Genomic DNA, 19072 nt, shown 5'->3' on the forward strand with positions numbered 1-19072 from the left:
GGCGGCGCGATCAGTCCAGCTTCAAGTTGGCTTCGCCGACCACTTTTTGCCATTTCGCGATTTCTGCCTGCCGGAATGTGTCCAACTCGGCAGGCGTCGACCCGATGATTTCCGCACCGATTCCTGACAGCGTCTGAGCGACGCCGGGGTCTTTCAGAACCTCGGCCAAGGCTTTAGATAATCGGTCCAAAACGGCTGGCGGCGTGCCGGCAGGGGCGAAGACCGCATTCCACTCATAGGACTCGTATCCGGGAACCCCCGATTCCGCAATCGTGGGCAGGTCAGGAGCTGAGGGCGAACGTGTGTCGCCGCCTACTGCCAATGCACGCAGCTTGCCATTCTTGACGTGTTGCCAGCCAGAGCCCATCGAGGCGAACATCACCGGTACCTGGCCTGCCATGACATCCAGCATGGCGGGGCCACCACCCTTGTACGCGACGTGTTCCAGATGCGTGCCGGCCATCAGATTAAAGAGTTCGCCTGCCAAGTGTTGCGCCGACCCTGGACCTGCCGAGGCGAAGTACACCGGATGGGCGGGATCTTTTCCTTTTGCAATGACCTCGGCCACCGTTTGAAAGGGGGCGTTGGGGGTGACCACCAGCATATTCGGGACGCGCAACAGCAACGACACCGGGGCGAAGTCTTTCAGTGTGTCGAACTGCATTTTGCTGTGCACTGCCGGGTTTTGGGCGTGATTGGACGCGTCCAGCATCAACGTGTAGCCGTCCGGCTTCGCTTTGGCGACCACCGCTCCGCCGATCATGCCACCCGCCCCGCCTCGATTTTCGATGACGACTGGCTGGCCCAGTTTTTCAGCGAGTTTGGGGCCAATGAGACGTGCGACCACGTCCACCGTTCCGCCAGGTGGATAGGTGACCACCATGGTGATGGGGCGTTCGGGATAGGCTGCCAGCGCGGCGGAGCAGGTCATCAATGCCGCAGCTATCGTGGCAACAGTACGGCAAGTCAAAGAAAATAATGGATTCATAGAGTGTCTCCCTCGATATCAAACAAGGCCGATGGGGTAGTGGCCAATAGGGTGCGCAGGGTGCTGGGGTCTGTGACCCAGTCGCGCAGCCAGGCAACGGTGCGCGGATAGTTCGCGTGGTGCTGGTTTTCGGTGTGAGGCCAGTCGCTTCCCCACACCAAGCGGGTGGCCGTAAAAGCCTGCAAGAGTTGTTCGGTCGCCTGGTGTCCGAGCGTCGCGCTTTGTTCGGTGGGCCACAGACGATAGGCTGCCGACAGCTTTACCCAAACCCGGCCGCTGGCGGCTTGGTCGAGCAGATAGCGAAACCCGGAATCGCTAATCCCCGCCGCAGGATCTGGCCTGCCGAAGTGGTCCACGACGATGCGGCAGTCTGCAGTGAGCAAGGGCGGCAGCACTTCCGGCAGACGAACAGCGGGAACATGCACCTCGACGTGCCAGCCCAATGGATTGATGTGTTCGCACAATGTCCGCCATGTCGCGGAATGCAGGTCCGGCGTAGGCAGTCCAAACAGATTCAGCCGTATGCCACGTACGCCGGCGTGATGCATCGCGGTGAGTTCTTGCATGGTGATCTGTACAGGATCAACGACGCTGACGCCACGCAATCGATGCCTGGCCTGTGCCAAGGCGCTCAATAGAAAGCGATTGTCGGTGCCGAGGAAACTGGGCTGCACCAATACGCCGTGAGACAGGCCGTGGGCATCCAGGTGCCTCAAATAGTCTGCAAGCGTGGCATCGTAATCCGGCGTATAACGGCGGCGGGAGGCCATGGACAGGTCACGCGTAAAAACGTGGGCATGTGTGTCGATGGCTATCGGGGTTGATAGCGGGAATGGGGCTGAAGTCAAACCAGCGTCTCCAGTGGCACGCCGTGTCGCTTCGAATGCTATGCGGCCACTTATCTATGGGTGTGGAATGGCTCGCATTCTAGGATTCCCAGATATATTGATCTATGCTGAATAGGTTAATTATTTATATCCTTTTAATATGGAAACGAGGCATCTTCGCCATTTTTTGGCCGTCATCGACCATGGGAGCGTCAGCGCCGCCGCGAATTGGTTAGGCATTGCACAGCCTGCACTGTCTCAGTCTCTAGCCCGCATGGAAAAAGAATTAGGAGTGCAGTTGTTTGTACGAAGCCGACGGGGCGCCGCACCGACCGCGGCCGCCCAGGCGATCCTGGAGGATGTCCGGATTAGCGTGGCGCGTATTGATGCCGCGGCCAGACGGGCTCAAGACATTGCCAAGGGTAGCGCAGGCCAATTGACCATCGGATTAGTCAGCTCGGCGTTGTTCGACATGTTGCCGCGAGCGTTACGGGCCTTGCGTCGCGCCGCTCCTGGCGTGCGTGTCGTTCTGCGGGAAATGAGCAACGCCGAGCAGGCCGATGCGTTGGTGAGCGGCGAAATCGATCTTGGTCTGATGCACACGCCCGTGGCCGTTGCAGGCAAAATGCGTGAACGCCTGTTGCTACGTGATCGTCTGGTCGCGGCTGTGCCTGACGAATTTGTCGTCTCTGAGCACGGCACGGTATCGTTGGCGCAGATCGCAGAAGCGGGGCTGGTGTTGTACCCGCAGAACCAATTGCCGGTTTTTTATGCAGGTATTCTGGATGCCTTGCGCAAGGCCGGCCTGACGCCGCATGTGGCCCAAGAAGCCAATCGTACGTTGACGGTGCTGGCTTGCGTGGCGGGCGGCTGCGGCGTGGCGCTACTACCCAGCTGGATTCAGTCTATGGACTTTCGTGGCGTACGCTTTTGCCAGGTGCACGATGGCGATGAGTTGCCGAGTTTCGATCTCAGCGCCATCTGGCCCGCCAAGTCAGTACCGACCTTGGCGGATGTGTTTGCGAATCTGGATGTGGCCACGTAGCGAGCGTTTTTTTCTAATCAAATACATCAAACAGCACATCCGCGATGATCGCGGTACCGATGGCCACCAGGATCAGATCCGTGCCGGCGACTTGCCATTCGTAGCCTGGGTGAACGGGTAAGTGAGCCAGCATAGGGCCGGGCACCATTTTTTTGGCTATGCCCGGAGGCAGGGGCTTGCCGCGCGCCAGATTCTTGCGGATACCGGGAGGCAATGCGCTATAGCGTGTGGCGCCGTATTCGACGGCATAACCGCGGGCCGTTGATACCGTGATGCCCGCGTAGCTGAGGGAAACGTTGACGTCGCTATCCCGCCCGCCGCCATGGCCGCCTTTGCCGTTGTTGCCACCTTTTGAGCCGGATGACTTGTTAGAGTGGCTGTCGTTGCTTTGGCCTTTGTTTTTGCCGTTGCCATTCCCCTGATTTTTGCTGTTTCCGTTTCCACCGCCTTGGCTGGACTGAGCCGGCTTGCCCTTGCCCTCGGGGGGCGCGGCCAGGGGCTGGCTGACCAGTGCGACCTGGCAGATCGCGGCCACAATGAGGGTAGCTAATGAGGATGTGCGCATGGTAAAGGACTCCCGTTTGTTTTGAGTATTCGATAGGCGAACCCAGTGTATGCCGCCGTTTATCTTCCGGGGCCTCAAAATAAGCAGCCGAGGGTTGCTGGTATGACGAAATGCAACAAAAAACGCCCCGCTCAGGGTAAGCGGGGCGTTTGGCGGAAGGCGGCAGGTTGGTCGATTACTCGTCGGTCAAATGTTCCGGGTCCAGATGGCGGTGTTCTTTGCGATGCACCAGCACGGTGATGCCCCACATGACGACACCCAAGGCCAGCAACCATCCGGCCACTTGATACTGAATGGGATCGCGGCCCGTCAGCGGGGTGACCAGAAACACGCAAGCCGCGGCGCCCAGGCATGACAGTACCGTATTGGCGCGGAAATGCTCATGTTGAACCCGGTCTTTACGCAGCACCAGTACGGCCACGTTGACAAAGGCGAACACCGCCAGCAACAGCAGCGCCGTGGTCCCGCCCAGAGCGCTGATAGCCTTGGAGTTGCTGGAAGACACCAGCACGATCAGCCCCAGACCCAGTGCGGTGGTAAAGAGAATCGCCGACCAGGGGGTGTGATTGCGCGCATGCACATATGACAAAAACTTCGGCAGCACGCCTTGGCGCGACATCCCATACAGTAGCCGGCTCGCCATCATCATGTTGATCAACGCCGAGTTCGCCACGGCAAACATCGAAATGATCGGCATGATGGTTTCCATCGGCAGACCGGGGGCGGCACGTTGGACCACCAGCACGAGCGGGGTGGAGCTCGCGGCCAGTTCACCGACTGGAATCAAGGCGACGGCACAAATGGATACCAATACGTAAATGACGGCGGTAATTCCCAGGCCGGTCAACATGACTTTGGGAAAGATGCGGTGCGGGGCATGGACCTCTTCGGCCATGTTGACTGAATCTTCAAACCCCACCATGGCAAAAAATGCCAGCGCCGTCGCAGATGTCACAGCCAGGAAGACGCTCTTGTTTTCCGGGGTTTCGAATGCCACGACGCGCGAGAAATCAGCTTGGCCGTTACTGATGGCATAAAAGCCCAGCAGGATCACCAGCAGCAAACCGCTCAGTTCGACCAGAGTCAGGATGACGTTGGCTTTTACGCTTTCTGACGCTCCACGGAAATTGATCACCATGATCAACAGCATGAATCCTATCGCCCCCATCGTCACCGTTGTGGGGTCGTTTTCGAGTCCCAGTGCCACAAATAAATTGGCAGCAAACGCTCGCGAAGCCGTCGCCGCGGAAGTCAGTCCTGAGCACATCACCGTAAAGCAGACGATGAATGTCAGAAAATGAATACCGAACGCTTTATGCACATAGAGTGCGGCGCCAGCAGCCCGCGGATACTTGGTGACCAGCTCCAGGTAGGAAAACGCGGTCAGCAACGCCACGAAAAAGGCGACTAAGAAGGGGGCCCATGCCGCCCCGCCGACTTCTGCGGCGACCTGCCCTGTCAGGGCATAGATGCCGGTGCCCAGAATGTCGCCAATAATGAACAACAGCAGCAGCTTTGGCCCCATGACCCGTTTCAATTGGGGGTGTTCTGCGCTATCTTGCGTAGACATGCTTCTCTCCTCTAGTTTTTTCCGCCGGGTGCAAGTATGTAGCTGGCGGCTACAGTCTCGTGATTGACTGTGTCACCGTTAATTACGAGAGGTTTCCATCGTGCGCCGATTTAATGAAATCCAAGGGGTGCAGGATGTGCGTCAATCGGTCGCATTGCCATTTATTGTGTTTTCTGTGCAAATTATGATTGCAGTCCGCGCCCGATAGGAGTATTTCTATACCTAACAGCAGTTCGTGACTAACACGCTGGTGTTTTGGTGGACCGGGGCAGCAGAAGTCCGGCCACGCTGAAGTGCCAGGCCAGTAGCTGTGCAGGCAACGTGTCTGCATAGGCGTAGAGCGAGGAGGCGCATATGGCAGTGGTATACGCGGATTTTGTACGTGAACGAGGCAAGGGTGGGCGTACTGTCAAGACTTACCGTGCCAAATCACAGCGCGCAAAGGCGTATCAACGCGCGACCGCGGCAGCAGCACAACGGGCAGCAGCACCGGTTCATGTTCGCCAAGGCGGGGCAATTTTCTGGATGATCATGCTACTGGCGCCTTTGGCAGGCTTGGCGGCGCCGTTGCTGGCAGTGCCTCTTATCGGTGAACCGCAAGGATGGATTCTGGCCGGTGCCGGATTGTTGGCCTGTGTCTTGATGCTATTGCGTTTGGCAGTGCACGAGGCAGACCACGCTCAGCATAGCAAGTAGTCTTAACCGAGTAGCTTCAGATGCCGGTGCGGGCCCTGTGGACCGCACCGGCATCATTGTTTTGATCGGCGGCCCTTTCTGGTTATCCTTTTTTTGCCGACGGATTGCCCCGAGGCAGCCAGCGCCAGAATACCGCCGCTGCGCCCAGGCCGAACATCCCCATGGTGCCGACGGCCAGGGCCAGCGACGCTACACCTGTCATGACCGACAGCACAACGGGCCCCAGGCTGCTGCCCATGTCCGCGACCAGCCGCCAGATTCCCAGAAATTCGGTGCGCCCCTTGGAGGGGGCCGCGTCTGCGCCCAGCGTCATGACAATACCGGAACTGATGCCATTGCCCAGGCCCAGCATCATCGACACCACGATAAAGCCGATGACGCCCGTGCTGAGCGAAGTGCCGATCAAGGCGACGCCCATCAACAAGGTAGACGGAACCGCGACCCACAGGCGTCCGCGCCGGTCCATCAGCGTGCCGGCAGGGTAGAACACCGACATATCGATCGCTGCGACCAGGCCATAAATCAGGGAGGTCGTGCTGGCACTCATGCCGAGATGGTCGGCCCAGAGCGGGATGACGACTTGCCGCGAAGCACGTACTGCGCTGACCAGCAGGATGCCTAAACCGAGCGTCAAGAGCACCCGGCTGTGCGACCGTGCGATATCGAGCATGCGCGGCTTGGCCTGGACAGTGTTTCCACGTTGACGTTCGGGCGGTGCCATATCGGGCGCATGATAGGCAATCAACCCTGCGCCCATCATGGCGGCGATAGCGATCCAATAAGCGCCGTCCAATCCTATGAAATGGATCAATGCCGCTCCGGCGAAGGGGCCGGCAAAGGCCCCGATTCGCATTGTGCCGGCCAGCGTCGACAGCGCCCGCGCCCGCATATAGGCCGGCACCGCGTCGATCATGTAAGTTTGCCGCGCCAGCATGAAGACCGACGACGCCATGCCGATAAAGAACACGCCGATCGCGAGCATCCAGGTATGACTGGCGAAAATGCACAGGAGCAAGGCCAGGATACTGAGCATCGCCGCGCCGACCATGGAGTGCCGCTCGCCATAGCGCGAGGTCACGAGCGCCGCTGGGATATTGCTGACGAGCGAACCGATGCCGATCAGCGCCACGATGAGTCCTGACGTGGCGACGGATGCGTCCAGCTCGCGAGCGCTCAGCGCCACCACAGGCAGAATAGCACCGTTACTTACACCGTAGAGGATCGATGGGCCGAACGCCGGAACGGCTATTTTTTTTAAACTGAAAGGCGCGTCGGGGCTCTGCACGATGAAGCCAAAAAGTAAGATCAGGCGCTATTCTAGACCTTTGCGGCTTGCTTGCCGGGGGCGTGGCGCGCTATCTTTGCCGCATGAAGCCTCTTCATTTGACTGGCGACGAGCCATTTTTCATTGTGCTGAACACAGGCTCGGGCCGAGATGACGCCAGTGATGTCCAAGCGACCATCCAGAGGGTGCTGGACGAGGCGGGACGCCGCTATACCTTGATGCCGGTTGACGATGGCCGGCAGTTGCCCGCCATGGCGCAAGAGGCTGTCGCGCGCGCACGCGAGCAGGGCGGTATCGTCGTGGCGGCGGGCGGCGATGGCACGTTGAGCGCGGTGGCCCAGGCCGTGCTCGCCAGCGGCTTGCCGTTCGGCATTTTGCCTCAGGGCACCTTCAATTATTTCGGGCGTACCTATGGCATTGCCCAGGATACCGAGCTGGCTACCCGGTGTCTGCTGGCGGCACAACCGCAGCCGGCGCAGGTCGGGCTGGTCAACGGCCGGCTGTTCTTGATCAATGCCAGCCTCGGTTTGTATCCCCAATTGCTCGAAGACCGCGAGGCTTACAAGCGGCGATATGGGCGCAGCAGGTTGGTCGCGGTCTGGTCGGCGCTGGTGACCCTGGCACGGGCGCACCGCCAACTGACCGTGCATCTTGAACATGAAGGGCACGTACGGACGCTGCGTACGCCAACGATCGTCGTGGGTAACAACGAGTTGCAGTTGGAACAGATCGGGATTGCCGAGGCTGCGGCGTTGCAGCAGGGGCAGCTTGTCGCGATGGGAGTTCGGCCGGTAGGCACATGGGCTCTGTATGGCCTGGTATTGCGCGGCTGGCTCAGCCGTCTGGGCGACGCGGATCATGTGTTCAGTTTTGGGTTTGAACACCTGACCGTGCGCCTGTCGCGAAGCAAGCGGCGCATCAAGGTTGCCCTCGACGGAGAAATCCATTGGCTCGATGCGCCGCTGGAATTTCGCGTCTCGGAGCAGCCGCTGCAGTTATTGGTGCCTCCACCGTCACTGCGCGCGGCGCGCGCCTGAGGGGTGACGGAATATCAATGACACGGATTCTGCACCTTTCAGACACGCATTTCGGTACCGAGCGCGAACCCGTCGTGCAGGCGCTGTTGAGGCTGGCCAATGACTGGCAGCCCGATCTGGTTCTGCTGAGTGGGGATATCACCCAGCGCGCGCGGCGTGCCCAGTTTGCGGCGGCCCGTCGCTTCGTGCAGGCGTTACAGCGGCCGGTATTGGCCGTACCGGGCAATCACGATATTCCGTTGTTCAATGTTCTGGCGCGCTGGCTGAATCCGTACGGAGGATATCGCCGGGCAATGGGCCCTGTGCTGGAGCCGACCGTTGAAATGCCGGGGCTTTTGGCGATTGGAGTCAATTCGACCCGGCCGGGCCGGCACAAAAACGGCCAGGTAGATCGCAGGCAGGTGGATCGCGTCGTACAGCGGCTCAAGAAGTCGAGTGCTGATTGCCTGAGAATGGTCGTGTTGCATCATCCCGTGCGGGCTGCAGTGGAAAGCGATCAGAGCAACCTGCTGATCGGGCGCGAGTGGGCGGTGCCGGCCTGGATCGACGCGGGTGTGGACCTCATATTGGGTGGGCACATTCATTTGCCATATGTATTACCCGCCTCCGAACCCTCCGTCGCAGCGCCTGGTCTGGCGGCTGAGCCGGCATCGGCGCACGCCCTGGCGGCAGTGAACGGTCCGGCGGGCTCGGATACAGTGCAGGCTGCCAGTGCCGCGGGTGCGTCGAGTGGCGTGGCGGCCACCAAGGTTTCGGATGCAAATGCGTCGAATATCGCAGACGCTCCGGGCGCTGCCGATGCCAGGCGTCGCGCCTGGGTAGTGCAGGCCGGGACGGCGGTGTCACAACGCGTACGGGGCGGTATTTCAAACTCGATCAATCTGATCGAACACGGGGTCAGGCAGGGGCAGCATCAGTGCATCATCCAGCGCTGGGACTATGCCGCCGATCTCCGGGCGTTTGCGCGTGCCAATAGCCAGACCTTGGATTGGTCTCGTGGCGCGGGATAAGATCTGGCCGCAGACCGGCCGCAGTCTTTGTGTGCCGTCATTCATGTTTCGGATTTTTCGTTGACGTTGTATGGAAACAGCTGCGCAGTGGGCCGCTGCCTATCCCTTGTTGATTCTATTGGCCGTCTCGCTGACGGCTGGTGGCGTGGTCTGCTGGTTGAGCCGACGCTATGACGCCCAGCAGCCGCTGTCCGGCGAAGGACCGTATTGGTTAGTGGCAATGGGCGCGGGGGCCGTCTTTCTCGTAATTGCAGTTGCCATGAGCCTGGGTAGTCCGTTGGTCCGGTTCGACAGCCTGCTGGCTGCGGCACTCGGGCAATCCATGTCATCGTCGTTGTTGTGGACGCTGTCCTGGTTCACCTATCTGGGAAATCGCAATCTCCTCGCCTTGATAGCTGTCGCCCTGACAGTATGGCTGTTGTGGCGGCGAGAGTACGCGCAGGCGCTGCTCTGCGCTGTGGTCACGGGCGGCGGCGGGCTGCTGAATATGGCGATGAAGCATTCATTTCAGCGCATTCGCCCGGAGCACGTGCATGGCTATGTCCACGAGGTGGGTTGGAGCTTTCCCAGCGGGCATGCCTCAGCGTCGATGGCAGTATATGGATTCGCCTGCTATCTGGCCGTGCGCATGGTGCCGTCGCGCTGGCATCGTATCTGTCTGGTGGGCGGCGCGACGCTGATCGCTGCAATCGGCGTCAGCCGCGTCCTGCTGCAGGTGCACTATCTGAGCGATGTGATCGCCGGCTTTGCCTTGAGTCTGGCTTGGCTGTCACTATGCCTGGGCATGATGAGACGCTGGTACCGACCACGTGCTGACGATGTGGGCCACAGGCTCCGATGAGCGTTCTCCGTGCAGGAACACTTCGCCTGCCGTCATTCTGCCGATTTTGAGCAGGCGTGCGTCGGCAATGATGGCGCCCGCCGGGCTCTTGCGTAAAAAGTTGATGGTGAGGCTGGCAGTCACTGCGTTGGCCTGACCTGTGGCGCCGACCACGGCCGCATACAGCACCAGATCGGCCAGTCCCATCAACATGGGGCCCGCGACAATGCCGCCCAGCCGTTGATGGCTGTCCCGGGCGGGCAGGACGGCGCGCGCCGTGCCGTAGCCAATGTCGGTAATTTCTATGCCCAGCACTTCCGCAAATGGGTGCTGTTCCGCCAGCAGGCGTTGAAAATCAGCCACGCTGATGCGTGGCGGCTGGGCGGCGGCCGTTGGGTCCGTGCAAGCGCTCATGGTGTTTCCTGCGAGTTGTTTCCAGTCTGTGCAGACCTGTATCCACTATTGTTTCGCGTTACCAAAGAAGGAGCGTAGCAGACCGGCGGACAAATCATCAGCTTGACGTCAGGTCGCGCCAATGCTGGTTCTCACAGGAATTTAGGGTAAACACTTAGATGAATTGAGCCGAGTTCAGGGAGTGTTGCAGTATCCCAACATCTCGGGCATTGATCTCCCTCTTTTATGGGGAGAACCGTAGCCAGTACGAGGGTTTTTTGATGCAATAGCGTCAACTTCCCTTCGCGGAGTTAGGGGGGCGCAGGTTCTTCGCAAAACCAGGCGCCCTTGTCACTCAAATCAACGGAGATTTCTTAAATGAAAAAGACTCTGCTCGCTGCCGCCCTGCTCGCTGGCTTTGCCGGCGTGGCCCAGGCAGAAACCTCGGTGACGCTGTACGGCATCATCGATACCGGTATCGGCTACAACAAGGTGAAGGGCGACGGCTGGGACAGCGGTAGCCGTGTCGGCATGATCAATGGCGTGCAGAACGGTTCGCGTTGGGGCCTGCGTGGCACCGAAGATCTGGGTGATGGCCTGCAAGCCGTCTTCCAACTGGAAAGCGGTTTCAACTCCTCCAACGGTAACTCCGCTCAAGGCGGCCGTCTGTTCGGTCGTCAAGCCACCATCGGTCTGCAAAGCGACAGCTGGGGCCGTCTGGACCTGGGCCGTCAAACCAACATCTCGTCCAAGTACTTCGGTTCGATCGACCCGTTCGGCGCTGGTTTCAACCAAGCCAACATCGGTGTCGGCCTGAGCGCTGCCAACACGGTTCGCTACGACAACCTGGTTCTGTACCAAACCCCGTCGTTCAGCGGCTTCCAATTGGGCGTCGGCTACTCGTTCAACGCTGACGACAACAGCGACAGCTCGTTCCGGACCAACGACAACACCCGTGCTATCACGGCTGGTCTGCGTTACCAAAATGGTCCTTTGAATGTTGCGTTCTCGTTTGACCAACTGAGCGCTCCGCACGACGAGGACGAAGACGCCAAGCCTCGCATGTACGCCATCGGCGGTTCGTACGACTTCGAAGTCGTGAAACTGGCGTTGGCCTACGGCCGTACCACCGACGGCTGGTTCGCTGGTCAAGGCATCAACGGCACGTCGTTCCTGCCGGGCCAAAACGGTCTGGGCAGCAACATGTTTGCTGATGGCTTCAAGTCGAACACCTACATGGTCGGTTTGACCGCCCCCATCGGTGGTGCTTCGAAGCTGTTCGGTTCGTGGCAAATGGTTGACCCCAGCAACGACAAGCTGACTGGCGGCGACGAAACCATGAACGTCTTCTCGCTGGGTTACACCTACGACCTGTCCAAGCGTACCAACCTGTACGCCTACGGTTCGTACATCAAGAACTACGCGTTCTTGGATGACGTGAAGAGCACCGCTGTCGGTGTTGGTATCCGTCACCGCTTCTAATCGACTGCGAGGCGCAAGCCTCGTTTCGATGGATTGCGTATAAACAGGCCTTTGGTCTGTTTATGAAAAGCCGCCTCTCGGGGCGGCTTTTTTCATGGTGTTTTCTTGCTGTTGCGGTGCCTTAAAATAAAACAATGATCACTCGGCGAGGGTGGCGCACCGCAGACGTGACGCGACAGCATTATTGTTCGCGCTTGGCTTGTTTTTGGGCGGCCGGGTTCAGCGCATCGTCACTTTGCAAATGCTACAATCTGAAGGTTTGCGCATTTGACGGACGCCAAAATGAACTTGCAACAGTATTTTCCCGTCCTGCTGTTTATCGCAGTGGCTACCCTGATCGGGTTTGCGCTGTTGACGGCGGGTTCGCTCTTGGGGCCTCGCCGCCCCTATGCTGAAAAGCTTTCAGCCTATGAGTGCGGTTTTGAGGCCTTCGAAGACGCTCGTATGAAGTTCGATGTGCGCTACTACCTGGTAGCCATCCTCTTCATTCTGTTCGATCTCGAAATCGCCTTTTTGTTCCCGTGGGCGATTGCTCATGGCACGGTTGGTCTCGTCGGTTTCTGGACTGTCATGGTCTTTCTGGCGATTCTGACGGTCGGCTTCATCTACGAATGGAAAAAGGGCGCGCTGGATTGGGAATGACCCAAGGCTCTCCTGCACGCTATCAGAGACAACTATGGCTATAGACGGCATCCTTAAGCAAGGCTTTATCACCACCAGTGCCGACAAGTTCCTCAACTGGGCAAAAACCGGCTCCATGTGGCCCATGACCTTTGGTCTGGCCTGTTGTGCGGTGGAAATGATGCACGCCGGTGCGGCGCGCTACGACCTGGATCAATTCGGCATCATTTTCCGCCCCAGTCCCCGCCAGTCCGATCTGATGATCGTGGCCGGCACGCTGTGCAACAAGATGGCGCCCGCGCTGCGCAAGGTCTACGACCAGATGCCCGAGCCGCGCTGGGTGGTTTCCATGGGGTCGTGTGCGAACGGTGGTGGTTACTACCACTATTCGTACTCGGTGGTGCGTGGTTGTGATCGTATTGTGCCGGTCGATGTTTACGTGCCGGGCTGTCCGCCTACGGCCGAAGCATTGGTCTATGGTCTGCTGCAAATGCAGAACAAGATCCGACTGACCAACACTATTGCCCGCTGACTGCATTCCGCCGCGCGATGTAGTGCGCGGGCGGTGCCGTCAGCATATCGGTTTACCTAAGCGACATGACGATGACCAGGCTCGAAACCCTGAAACATAACCTGCAGGCTGCGTTGGGGGCGGATATCGCCCTGACCGAGGCATATGGCGAGCTCACGCTCGAGGTGCCGGCCGATCAATGGATCACGGTCTGCAACAAGCTGCGTACGGATGCCAGCCTGCGCTTCGAAACCTGTATCGATCTGTGCGGCGTTGATTACCTGACCTGGGGTAACGGCAGCCGTCAACTCGAATCGGAAAATGCGGCCGGCGGCGCGCCGAGCCTGCGCTATGCAGTGGTGGTGCACTTGCTGTCCATCACGCACAACTGGCGCCTGCGGGTGCGTACGTATGCCCCCGATGACGAGTTCCCCATTGTGGCTTCGTTGATCCCTTGCTGGCCGGGCGTGAACTGGTTCGAACGAGAGGCCTTCGACTTGTATGGCATCGTTTTCGAAGGCCATCCCGATCTGCGCCGCATCCTGACCGACTACGGTTTCATCGGTCACCCTTTCCGCAAAGACTTCCCCCTGTCGGGCAACGTCGAAATGCGCTACGACCCGGAACAGCGCCGCGTGGTGTACCAGCCGGTCACCATCGATCCTCGTGAAATCACCCCGCGTGTCGTACGCGAAGACTCCTACGGCATGGGGCGTTAAATCATGGCAGAAATCAAGAACTACACTCTGAACTTCGGTCCTCAACACCCGGCCGCGCACGGTGTGCTGCGTCTGGTGTTGGAGCTCGATGGCGAAGTGATTCAGCGCGCCGATCCTCACATTGGCTTGCTGCATCGCGCCACGGAAAAACTCGCTGAGCACAAGACTTTCATTCAGGCGCTGCCCTATATGGATCGCCTGGACTACGTGTCCATGATGTGCAACGAGCACGCCTATGTCATGGCCATCGAAAAGCTCCTGGGTGTCGAGCCGCCTCTGCGCGCGCAATACATCCGTGTCATGTTCGACGAGATCACGCGTCTGCTCAACCACCTGATGTCCCTGGGCTCGCACGCTCTGGACGTGGGCGCCATGGCGGTGTTCCTGTATGCCTTCCGCGAACGCGAAGACCTGATGGACTGCTATGAGGCGGTCTCGGGGGCACGTATGCACGCGGCCTATTACCGGCCGGGCGGTGTGTATCGCGATTTGCCGGACACCATGCCGCAATACGGCGAGAGCAGCAAATATCGCGGTGAAAAAGACCTGCGCATCATGAACGATGCGCGCTCGGGTTCGCTGCTGGATTTCATCGAGGACTTCACCAACCGGTTCCCGGCGTGCGTCGATGAATACGAAACGCTGTTGACCGACAACCGTATCTGGAAACAGCGTCTGGTCGGTATTGGCGTGGTCGATCCCGACCGCGCCAAGGCTCTGGGCTTTACCGGTCCGATGTTGCGCGGTTCGGGCGTGGCCTGGGACTTGCGCAAGATGCAGCCGTACGAGGTTTACGATCTGCTCGAGTTCGACATCCCGGTGGGGGTGAACGGCGATTGCTATGACCGTTATCTGGTGCGCGTGGCGGAAATGCGCGAAAGCAACCGCATCATTCGCCAGTGCGTGGAGTGGCTGCGTAACAATCCTGGTCCGGTCATGATCGAGAACCACAAGGTCGCTCCGCCCAGCCGTACCAACATGAAAACCAACATGGAAGAGCTGATTCACCACTTCAAGCTCTTCACCGAAGGTTTTCACGTTCCTCCTGGCGAAGCTTTCGCCTCGGTGGAGCACCCCAAAGGCGAATTCGGCATTTATCTCGTGTCCGACGGCGCCAACAAGCCTTACCGCCTGAAGATTCGGGCGCCAGGATTTGCCCATTTGCAATCGCTCGATGAGATGGCCCGCGGTCACATGATCGCCGACGCCGTCACCATCATCGGCACGCAGGATATCGTTTTCGGCGAAATCGACCGCTGATCCCTCAGCCCGACCGCCCCGCATAACCCGGATTCAAACTATGCTGCTTTCCGCACAGGCCTATCAGAAAATCGATCGGGAACTTGCCAAGTTCCCGGGCGACCAGCGCCAGTCGGCCATCATGGCTTCGCTTGCCATCGCGCAAGAAGAAAAAGGCTGGCTCCCTCCCGAGGTGCTCGAAGATGTGGCCAATTACATTGGCGTGCCTCCTATCGCAGTGCAGGAAGTCGCCACGTTCTACAACATGTTCGACACCCGGCCCGTAGGCAAGCACAAGATCTCCGTGTGCACGAACTTGCCCTGTGCCTTGCGCGATGGCGAAAAGGCGGGCGATTTCCTCAAGCGCAAGCTGGGTATCGAGTTCCGTGAAACTACCCCCGACGGCCTGTTCACGCTGGTCGAAGGCGAGTGCATGGGAGCTTGCGGTGATTCGCCCGTGCTGCTGGTCAACAACAAACATATGTGTGTGCGTATGACCGAAGAAAAACTCGACGCGCTGGTCCAAGGCCTGAAAGCGCAAGGAGAATCGGCATGAACGCGCCCGATCTGTACACAAAGCTGGCTCAGGGGCTGGATCCCAACCCGCTGAACGATCTGTCGAATTCCATGTGCCTGCACGGCCGTCACATTTCGCCGCAAATCATGGCGGATGTCGATGGCAGCAACTGGCGCCTGCAGGACTACGTCAAACGCGGCGGCTACGAGGCGCTGCGCAAGATCCTGACCACGGGCATGAAACCCGAGGACGTGATCGCCGAGGTCAAGGCCTCGGGTCTGCGTGGCCGTGGCGGCGCAGGTTTCCCGACGGGTCTGAAATGGAGCTTCATGCCGCGCGCATTCCCAGGCCAAAAATACCTGGTGTGCAATTCCGACGAAGGCGAACCCGGCACGTTCAAGGATCGCGACATCCTGCGCTTTAACCCGCATATCGTGATCGAAGGCATGGCGATTGCCGCCTATGCCATGGGTATCAGCGTGGGCTACAACTATATCCATGGCGAGATCTTCGAGGTGTATCAGCGCTTCGAAGAGGCTCTGGAAGAAGCCCGCGCCGGCGGTTTCCTCGGCGACAAGATTTTCGGCTCCGATTTCAGCTTCCAGCTGCATGCCTTCCATGGCTATGGTGCCTACATCTGCGGCGAAGAAACCGCGTTGCTCGAGTCCCTCGAAGGCAAAAAGGGCCAGCCGCGTTTCAAGCCGCCGTTCCCGGCCAGCTTTGGTCTGTACGGTAAGCCCACCACCATCAACAACACCGAGACTTTCGCGGCGGTGCCCTGGATCATCCGCAATGGCGGCCAGGCCTATCTCGAAGTCGGCAAGCCCAATAACGGTGGTACCAAACTGTTCTCGATCTCGGGCGACGTCGAGCGTCCGGGCAACTACGAGATCCCGATGGGCACGCCGTTCCCCAAGCTGCTGGAATTGGCTGGCGGCATGCGTGGCGGCAAAAAACTCAAGGCCGTGATTCCCGGTGGTTCGAGCGCGCCCGTGCTGCCTGCCGACATCATGATGGACACCACGATGGACTACGACTCGATCTCCAAGGCCGGGTCCATGCTGGGTTCGGGTGCGGTGATCGTCATGGACGAAACCCGCTGCATGGTGAAATCGCTGCTGCGGCTGTCGTATTTCTACTATGAAGAAAGCTGCGGTCAATGCACCCCCTGCCGCGAAGGCACGGGCTGGCTCTACCGCATGGTGCATCGCATCGAGCACGGCCAAGGTCGCAAGGAAGATCTCGATCTGCTCGATAACGTGGCCGGCAACATCATGGGTCGCACCATCTGCGCACTGGGTGACGCTGCCGCTATGCCGGTACGCGGCTTTCTCAAGCACTATCGCGACGAATTCGCGCACCACATCGAGCACAAGTCGTGTGTGGTTCCGCACTATCTGTAGGTCTCAGGAACAGCAATGGTTGAATTAACCGTCGACGGCAATCAGGTCGAAGTCCCCGAGGGCAGCATGGTGATGCATGCGGCCCAGAAGATCGGCTTGTATGTGCCCCATTTCTGCTACCACAAGAAACTGTCCATCGCGGCCAACTGCCGCATGTGCCTGGTTGAAGTGGAAAAAGCGCCCAAGGCGCTGCCCGCCTGCGCTACGCCGGCCACGAACGGCATGGTGGTGCACACCTGCTCAGAAAAAGCCAAGGCCGCGCAGAAATCGGTCATGGAATTTCTGCTGATCAATCACCCGCTCGATTGCCCGATCTGCGATCAGGGCGGCGAGTGCCAGTTGCAGGATCTGGCCGTGGGCTACGGCGGTTCTTCCTCGCGTTACCGCGAAGAAAAGCGCGTAGTCTTTCACAAGGATCTCGGCCCGCTGGTGTCGGCCGAGGAAATGTCGCGTTGTATCCACTGCACCCGTTGCGTGCGCTTTGGCCAGGAAATCGCCGGCGTGATGGAACTGGGCATGCTGGGCCGTGGCGAGCATTCCGAGATCACGACGTTTGTGGGCCGCTCGGTCGAGTCGGAACTCTCCGGCAACATGATCGACCTCTGTCCCGTCGGTGCGTTGACCTCGAAGCCGTTCCGCTACACCGCCCGCACCTGGGAATTGGCGCGCCGCCGTACGGTCAGCCCGCACGACAGCCTGGGCGCCAATCTGGTGGTGCAGGTCAAGGGCGAGCGCGCCATGCGCGTCGTGCCTTTCGAGGACGAGGCCATCAACGAATGCTGGATCAGCGACCGTGATCGCTTTTCCTACGAGGGTCTGAACAGCGGCGATCGTCTGACTGCTCCCATGATCAAGGGCGCGGACGGCAAGTGGCAGGAGGCCTCCTGGGCCGATGCGCTGCAAGCTGTCGCCCAAGGCCTGTCGCGCGTACGTGATAGCCACGGTGCGGGCCAGATCGGCGCCTTGGCTGCCGAGTACGCCACGACCGAAGAATTCGCCTTGCTGGGCCGCCTCGTGCGCGCCCTGGGTTCGGAAAACATCGATTTCCGCCTGCGTCAGACCGACGCGAGCTTCGACGCTGCCTTGTCGGGCGCGCCGTGGCTAGGCATGCCGATTGCCGATCTGGATTCGCTGGATCGTGTGCTGGTGGTCGGTTCGTTCCTGCGCAAAGATCATCCGCTGATGGCGCAGCGCCTGCGTCAGGCTGCCAAACGCGGCACGCAAGTATTGCTGGTCGACAGCGCTGCAGACGATCCGCTGCTGCCGGTGGCCGGCCGCATCACGGTTGCGCCGTCCGGTCTGCCGTTGGCGCTGGCCCAGGTCGCAGTGGCGCTGGCTCAAGCTAAAGGGCAATCCGTGCCTGCCGAGTTCGCCTCGGTGACGCCGGACGAGAACGCCAAGCTTATCGCTGCGAGCCTGGCCTCGGGCAGCAATGTCGCTGTATTGATGGGCAATATGGCCGTCGCATCGCCGCAGGCCTCGCTGTTGGCCGCCAACGCGCGCAGCATCGCCGATATCGCCGGCGCGCGTTTTGGTTTCCTGACTGCCGGCGGCAATACGGTGGGTGGCTATCTGGCCGGCGCTGTACCGGGGCAGGGCGGCAAGACTGCCGCTGCCATGCTGGCCGAGCCGCTCAAGGCCTACATCGTGCTGCATGCAGAGCCCTCTCTGGATGCCGACAACGGTCCGCAGGCCGTGGCTGCATTGCGTGCCGCCGAGTTCGCTGTTGCGCTCACGCCGTACGCGTCGTCCGCCGAGGATTGGGCCGACGTCATGCTGCCCGTGTCGCCGTTTACCGAAACCTCGGGCACCTTTGTCAACGCCCAGGGCCTGCCGCAGAGTTTCAAGGGCACGGTCACCCCGTTGGGTCAGACGCGTCCGGGCTGGAAAGTCCTGCGCGTGCTGGGCAATGTGCTGCAACTGCCGGGCTTTGACGACGAGACCTCCGAGTCGGTGCGAGACACGGCGCTGGCCGGTGGCATCGAGGGCCGTCTGTCCAACGAGATCAAGGCCCCGCGCGGCCTGGGCCAGGTCGCTACGTCGCTCGAGCGTGTGACTGATGTGCCGATCTATCGTACCGACGCCATCGTGCGCCGTTCGGGGCCCCTGCAAGACGCACCCGCGTCGCAGGCGCCCACGGCGCGCATGAACGGCGCCACGCTGGCCGGGCTGGGTCTGGCCGCCGGCGTCAAGGTTCGCGTGACCGGTGCGGCCGGTTCGGTCGAGCTTGAAACCGTCCAGGATGATGCTGTGGCCGATCGCTCGGTCCGCATTGCCGCGGCCTTCGAACAAACCGCCGCCCTGGGTGGCGCATTCGGTGAAATCAGCGTGGAGCGTGCCTGAC

At 60.0% G+C, this 19072-nt stretch carries 19 protein-coding genes; 13 read left to right on the forward strand and 6 right to left on the reverse strand.

Going from position 1 to position 19072, the window contains the following annotated elements; translation table 11 throughout:
- Positions 1 to 10: 10 nt before the first annotated feature.
- Both CAL20_RS07060 and CAL20_RS07065 read right to left on the reverse strand, forming a co-directional pair.
- Positions 11 to 988 carry a Bug family tripartite tricarboxylate transporter substrate binding protein gene (locus CAL20_RS07060; RefSeq protein WP_094821480.1) on the reverse strand — a complete coding sequence of 326 codons (978 nt, stop codon included), beginning with the start codon at positions 986 to 988 and terminating at the stop codon, positions 11 to 13.
- A complete protein-coding gene (locus CAL20_RS07065; protein ID WP_256981367.1) occupies positions 985 to 1836 on the reverse strand; it encodes an amidohydrolase family protein in 852 nt (283 codons plus the stop codon). Before CAL20_RS07065 ends, CAL20_RS07060 begins: the two co-directional genes overlap by 4 nt.
- A 139-nt stretch (positions 1837 to 1975) precedes the next feature.
- On the opposite strand from CAL20_RS07065, the gene CAL20_RS07070 reads away from it, so the two are divergent.
- Positions 1976 to 2860 (forward strand): LysR family transcriptional regulator, encoded by an 885-nt coding sequence (locus CAL20_RS07070; protein WP_094821478.1) that lies wholly within the window; start codon positions 1976 to 1978, stop codon positions 2858 to 2860.
- A gap of 13 nt (positions 2861 to 2873) precedes the next feature.
- Here CAL20_RS07070 and CAL20_RS07075 read toward each other — a convergent pair whose 3' ends face one another.
- Both CAL20_RS07075 and CAL20_RS07080 read right to left on the reverse strand, forming a co-directional pair.
- Positions 2874 to 3425: an anti-virulence regulator CigR family protein gene (locus tag CAL20_RS07075; RefSeq protein WP_094821477.1), complete on the reverse strand. Its 552-nt coding sequence runs from the start codon at positions 3423 to 3425 to the stop codon at positions 2874 to 2876.
- 175 nt (positions 3426 to 3600) lie between these two features.
- Positions 3601 to 4995: an APC family permease gene (locus tag CAL20_RS07080; RefSeq protein WP_094821476.1), complete on the reverse strand. Its 1395-nt coding sequence runs from the start codon at positions 4993 to 4995 to the stop codon at positions 3601 to 3603.
- Between the two features lie 354 nt (positions 4996 to 5349).
- On the opposite strand from CAL20_RS07080, the gene CAL20_RS07085 reads away from it, so the two are divergent.
- Complete coding sequence (locus tag CAL20_RS07085) at positions 5350 to 5691, forward strand: hypothetical protein (protein ID WP_094821475.1); 342 nt, start codon at positions 5350 to 5352, stop codon at positions 5689 to 5691.
- Between the two features lie 82 nt (positions 5692 to 5773).
- Here the strand turns inward: CAL20_RS07085 and CAL20_RS07090 are convergent, their stop codons facing one another.
- Positions 5774 to 6976, reverse strand: coding sequence for an MFS transporter (locus CAL20_RS07090; protein ID WP_094821474.1), 1203 nt, complete (start codon positions 6974 to 6976; stop codon positions 5774 to 5776).
- A gap of 83 nt (positions 6977 to 7059) precedes the next feature.
- Between CAL20_RS07090 and CAL20_RS07095 the strand changes: the two genes are divergently transcribed.
- From CAL20_RS07095 to CAL20_RS07105, 3 genes are all read left to right on the forward strand, one after another.
- Positions 7060 to 8013 carry a diacylglycerol/lipid kinase family protein gene (locus tag CAL20_RS07095; RefSeq protein WP_094821473.1) on the forward strand — a complete coding sequence of 318 codons (954 nt, stop codon included), beginning with the start codon at positions 7060 to 7062 and terminating at the stop codon, positions 8011 to 8013.
- Between the two features lie 17 nt (positions 8014 to 8030).
- The gene (locus tag CAL20_RS25760) at positions 8031 to 9023 is read left to right on the forward strand and encodes a metallophosphoesterase family protein (RefSeq protein ID WP_254924057.1); all 993 of its coding nucleotides are present in this window, start codon (positions 8031 to 8033) and stop codon (positions 9021 to 9023) included.
- Between the two features lie 70 nt (positions 9024 to 9093).
- On the forward strand, positions 9094 to 9864 hold the full coding sequence (locus CAL20_RS07105; protein ID WP_094837499.1) for a phosphatase PAP2 family protein: 771 nt from the start codon (positions 9094 to 9096) through the stop codon (positions 9862 to 9864).
- Here CAL20_RS07105 and CAL20_RS07110 read toward each other — a convergent pair.
- Positions 9796 to 10257 carry a PaaI family thioesterase gene (locus tag CAL20_RS07110; RefSeq protein ID WP_094837500.1) on the reverse strand — a complete coding sequence of 154 codons (462 nt, stop codon included), beginning with the start codon at positions 10255 to 10257 and terminating at the stop codon, positions 9796 to 9798. The two genes, CAL20_RS07105 and CAL20_RS07110, sit on opposite strands and share 69 nt — an antisense overlap.
- Before the next feature lie 357 nt (positions 10258 to 10614).
- Here CAL20_RS07110 and CAL20_RS07115 point away from each other — a divergent pair, with 357 nt between their 5' ends.
- From CAL20_RS07115 to nuoG, 8 genes are all read left to right on the forward strand, one after another.
- Positions 10615 to 11718, forward strand: a complete 1104-nt coding sequence (locus CAL20_RS07115; RefSeq protein WP_094821470.1) for a porin — start codon at positions 10615 to 10617, stop codon at positions 11716 to 11718.
- Between the two features lie 282 nt (positions 11719 to 12000).
- Entirely contained in the window at positions 12001 to 12360 is a 360-nt protein-coding gene (locus CAL20_RS07120; protein WP_094821469.1) for an NADH-quinone oxidoreductase subunit A, read from the forward strand.
- Positions 12361 to 12394: 34 nt separating this feature from the next.
- Positions 12395 to 12871, forward strand: a complete 477-nt coding sequence (locus CAL20_RS07125; RefSeq protein WP_006217960.1) for a NuoB/complex I 20 kDa subunit family protein — start codon at positions 12395 to 12397, stop codon at positions 12869 to 12871.
- A gap of 65 nt (positions 12872 to 12936) precedes the next feature.
- On the forward strand, positions 12937 to 13569 hold the full coding sequence (locus CAL20_RS07130) for an NADH-quinone oxidoreductase subunit C (RefSeq protein WP_094821468.1): 633 nt from the start codon (positions 12937 to 12939) through the stop codon (positions 13567 to 13569).
- A gap of 3 nt (positions 13570 to 13572) precedes the next feature.
- Positions 13573 to 14829 (forward strand): NADH-quinone oxidoreductase subunit D, encoded by a 1257-nt coding sequence (locus tag CAL20_RS07135; protein WP_094821467.1) that lies wholly within the window; start codon positions 13573 to 13575, stop codon positions 14827 to 14829.
- 40 nt (positions 14830 to 14869) lie between these two features.
- Positions 14870 to 15364 carry an NADH-quinone oxidoreductase subunit NuoE gene (nuoE, locus tag CAL20_RS07140; protein ID WP_094821466.1) on the forward strand — a complete coding sequence of 165 codons (495 nt, stop codon included), beginning with the start codon at positions 14870 to 14872 and terminating at the stop codon, positions 15362 to 15364.
- Complete coding sequence (gene nuoF, locus CAL20_RS07145; RefSeq protein ID WP_094821465.1) at positions 15361 to 16728, forward strand: NADH-quinone oxidoreductase subunit NuoF; 1368 nt, start codon at positions 15361 to 15363, stop codon at positions 16726 to 16728. The genes nuoE and nuoF overlap by 4 nt, the downstream gene beginning before the upstream one ends.
- A 15-nt stretch (positions 16729 to 16743) precedes the next feature.
- Positions 16744 to 19071: an NADH-quinone oxidoreductase subunit NuoG gene (gene nuoG, locus CAL20_RS07150; RefSeq protein WP_094837501.1), complete on the forward strand. Its 2328-nt coding sequence runs from the start codon at positions 16744 to 16746 to the stop codon at positions 19069 to 19071.
- The last annotated feature ends 1 nt before the right edge of the window (position 19072 follow it).

Origin of the sequence: Bordetella genomosp. 4 (assembly GCF_002261185.1) — a bacterium.
GTDB lineage: Bacteria > Pseudomonadota > Gammaproteobacteria > Burkholderiales > Burkholderiaceae_B > Bordetella_A.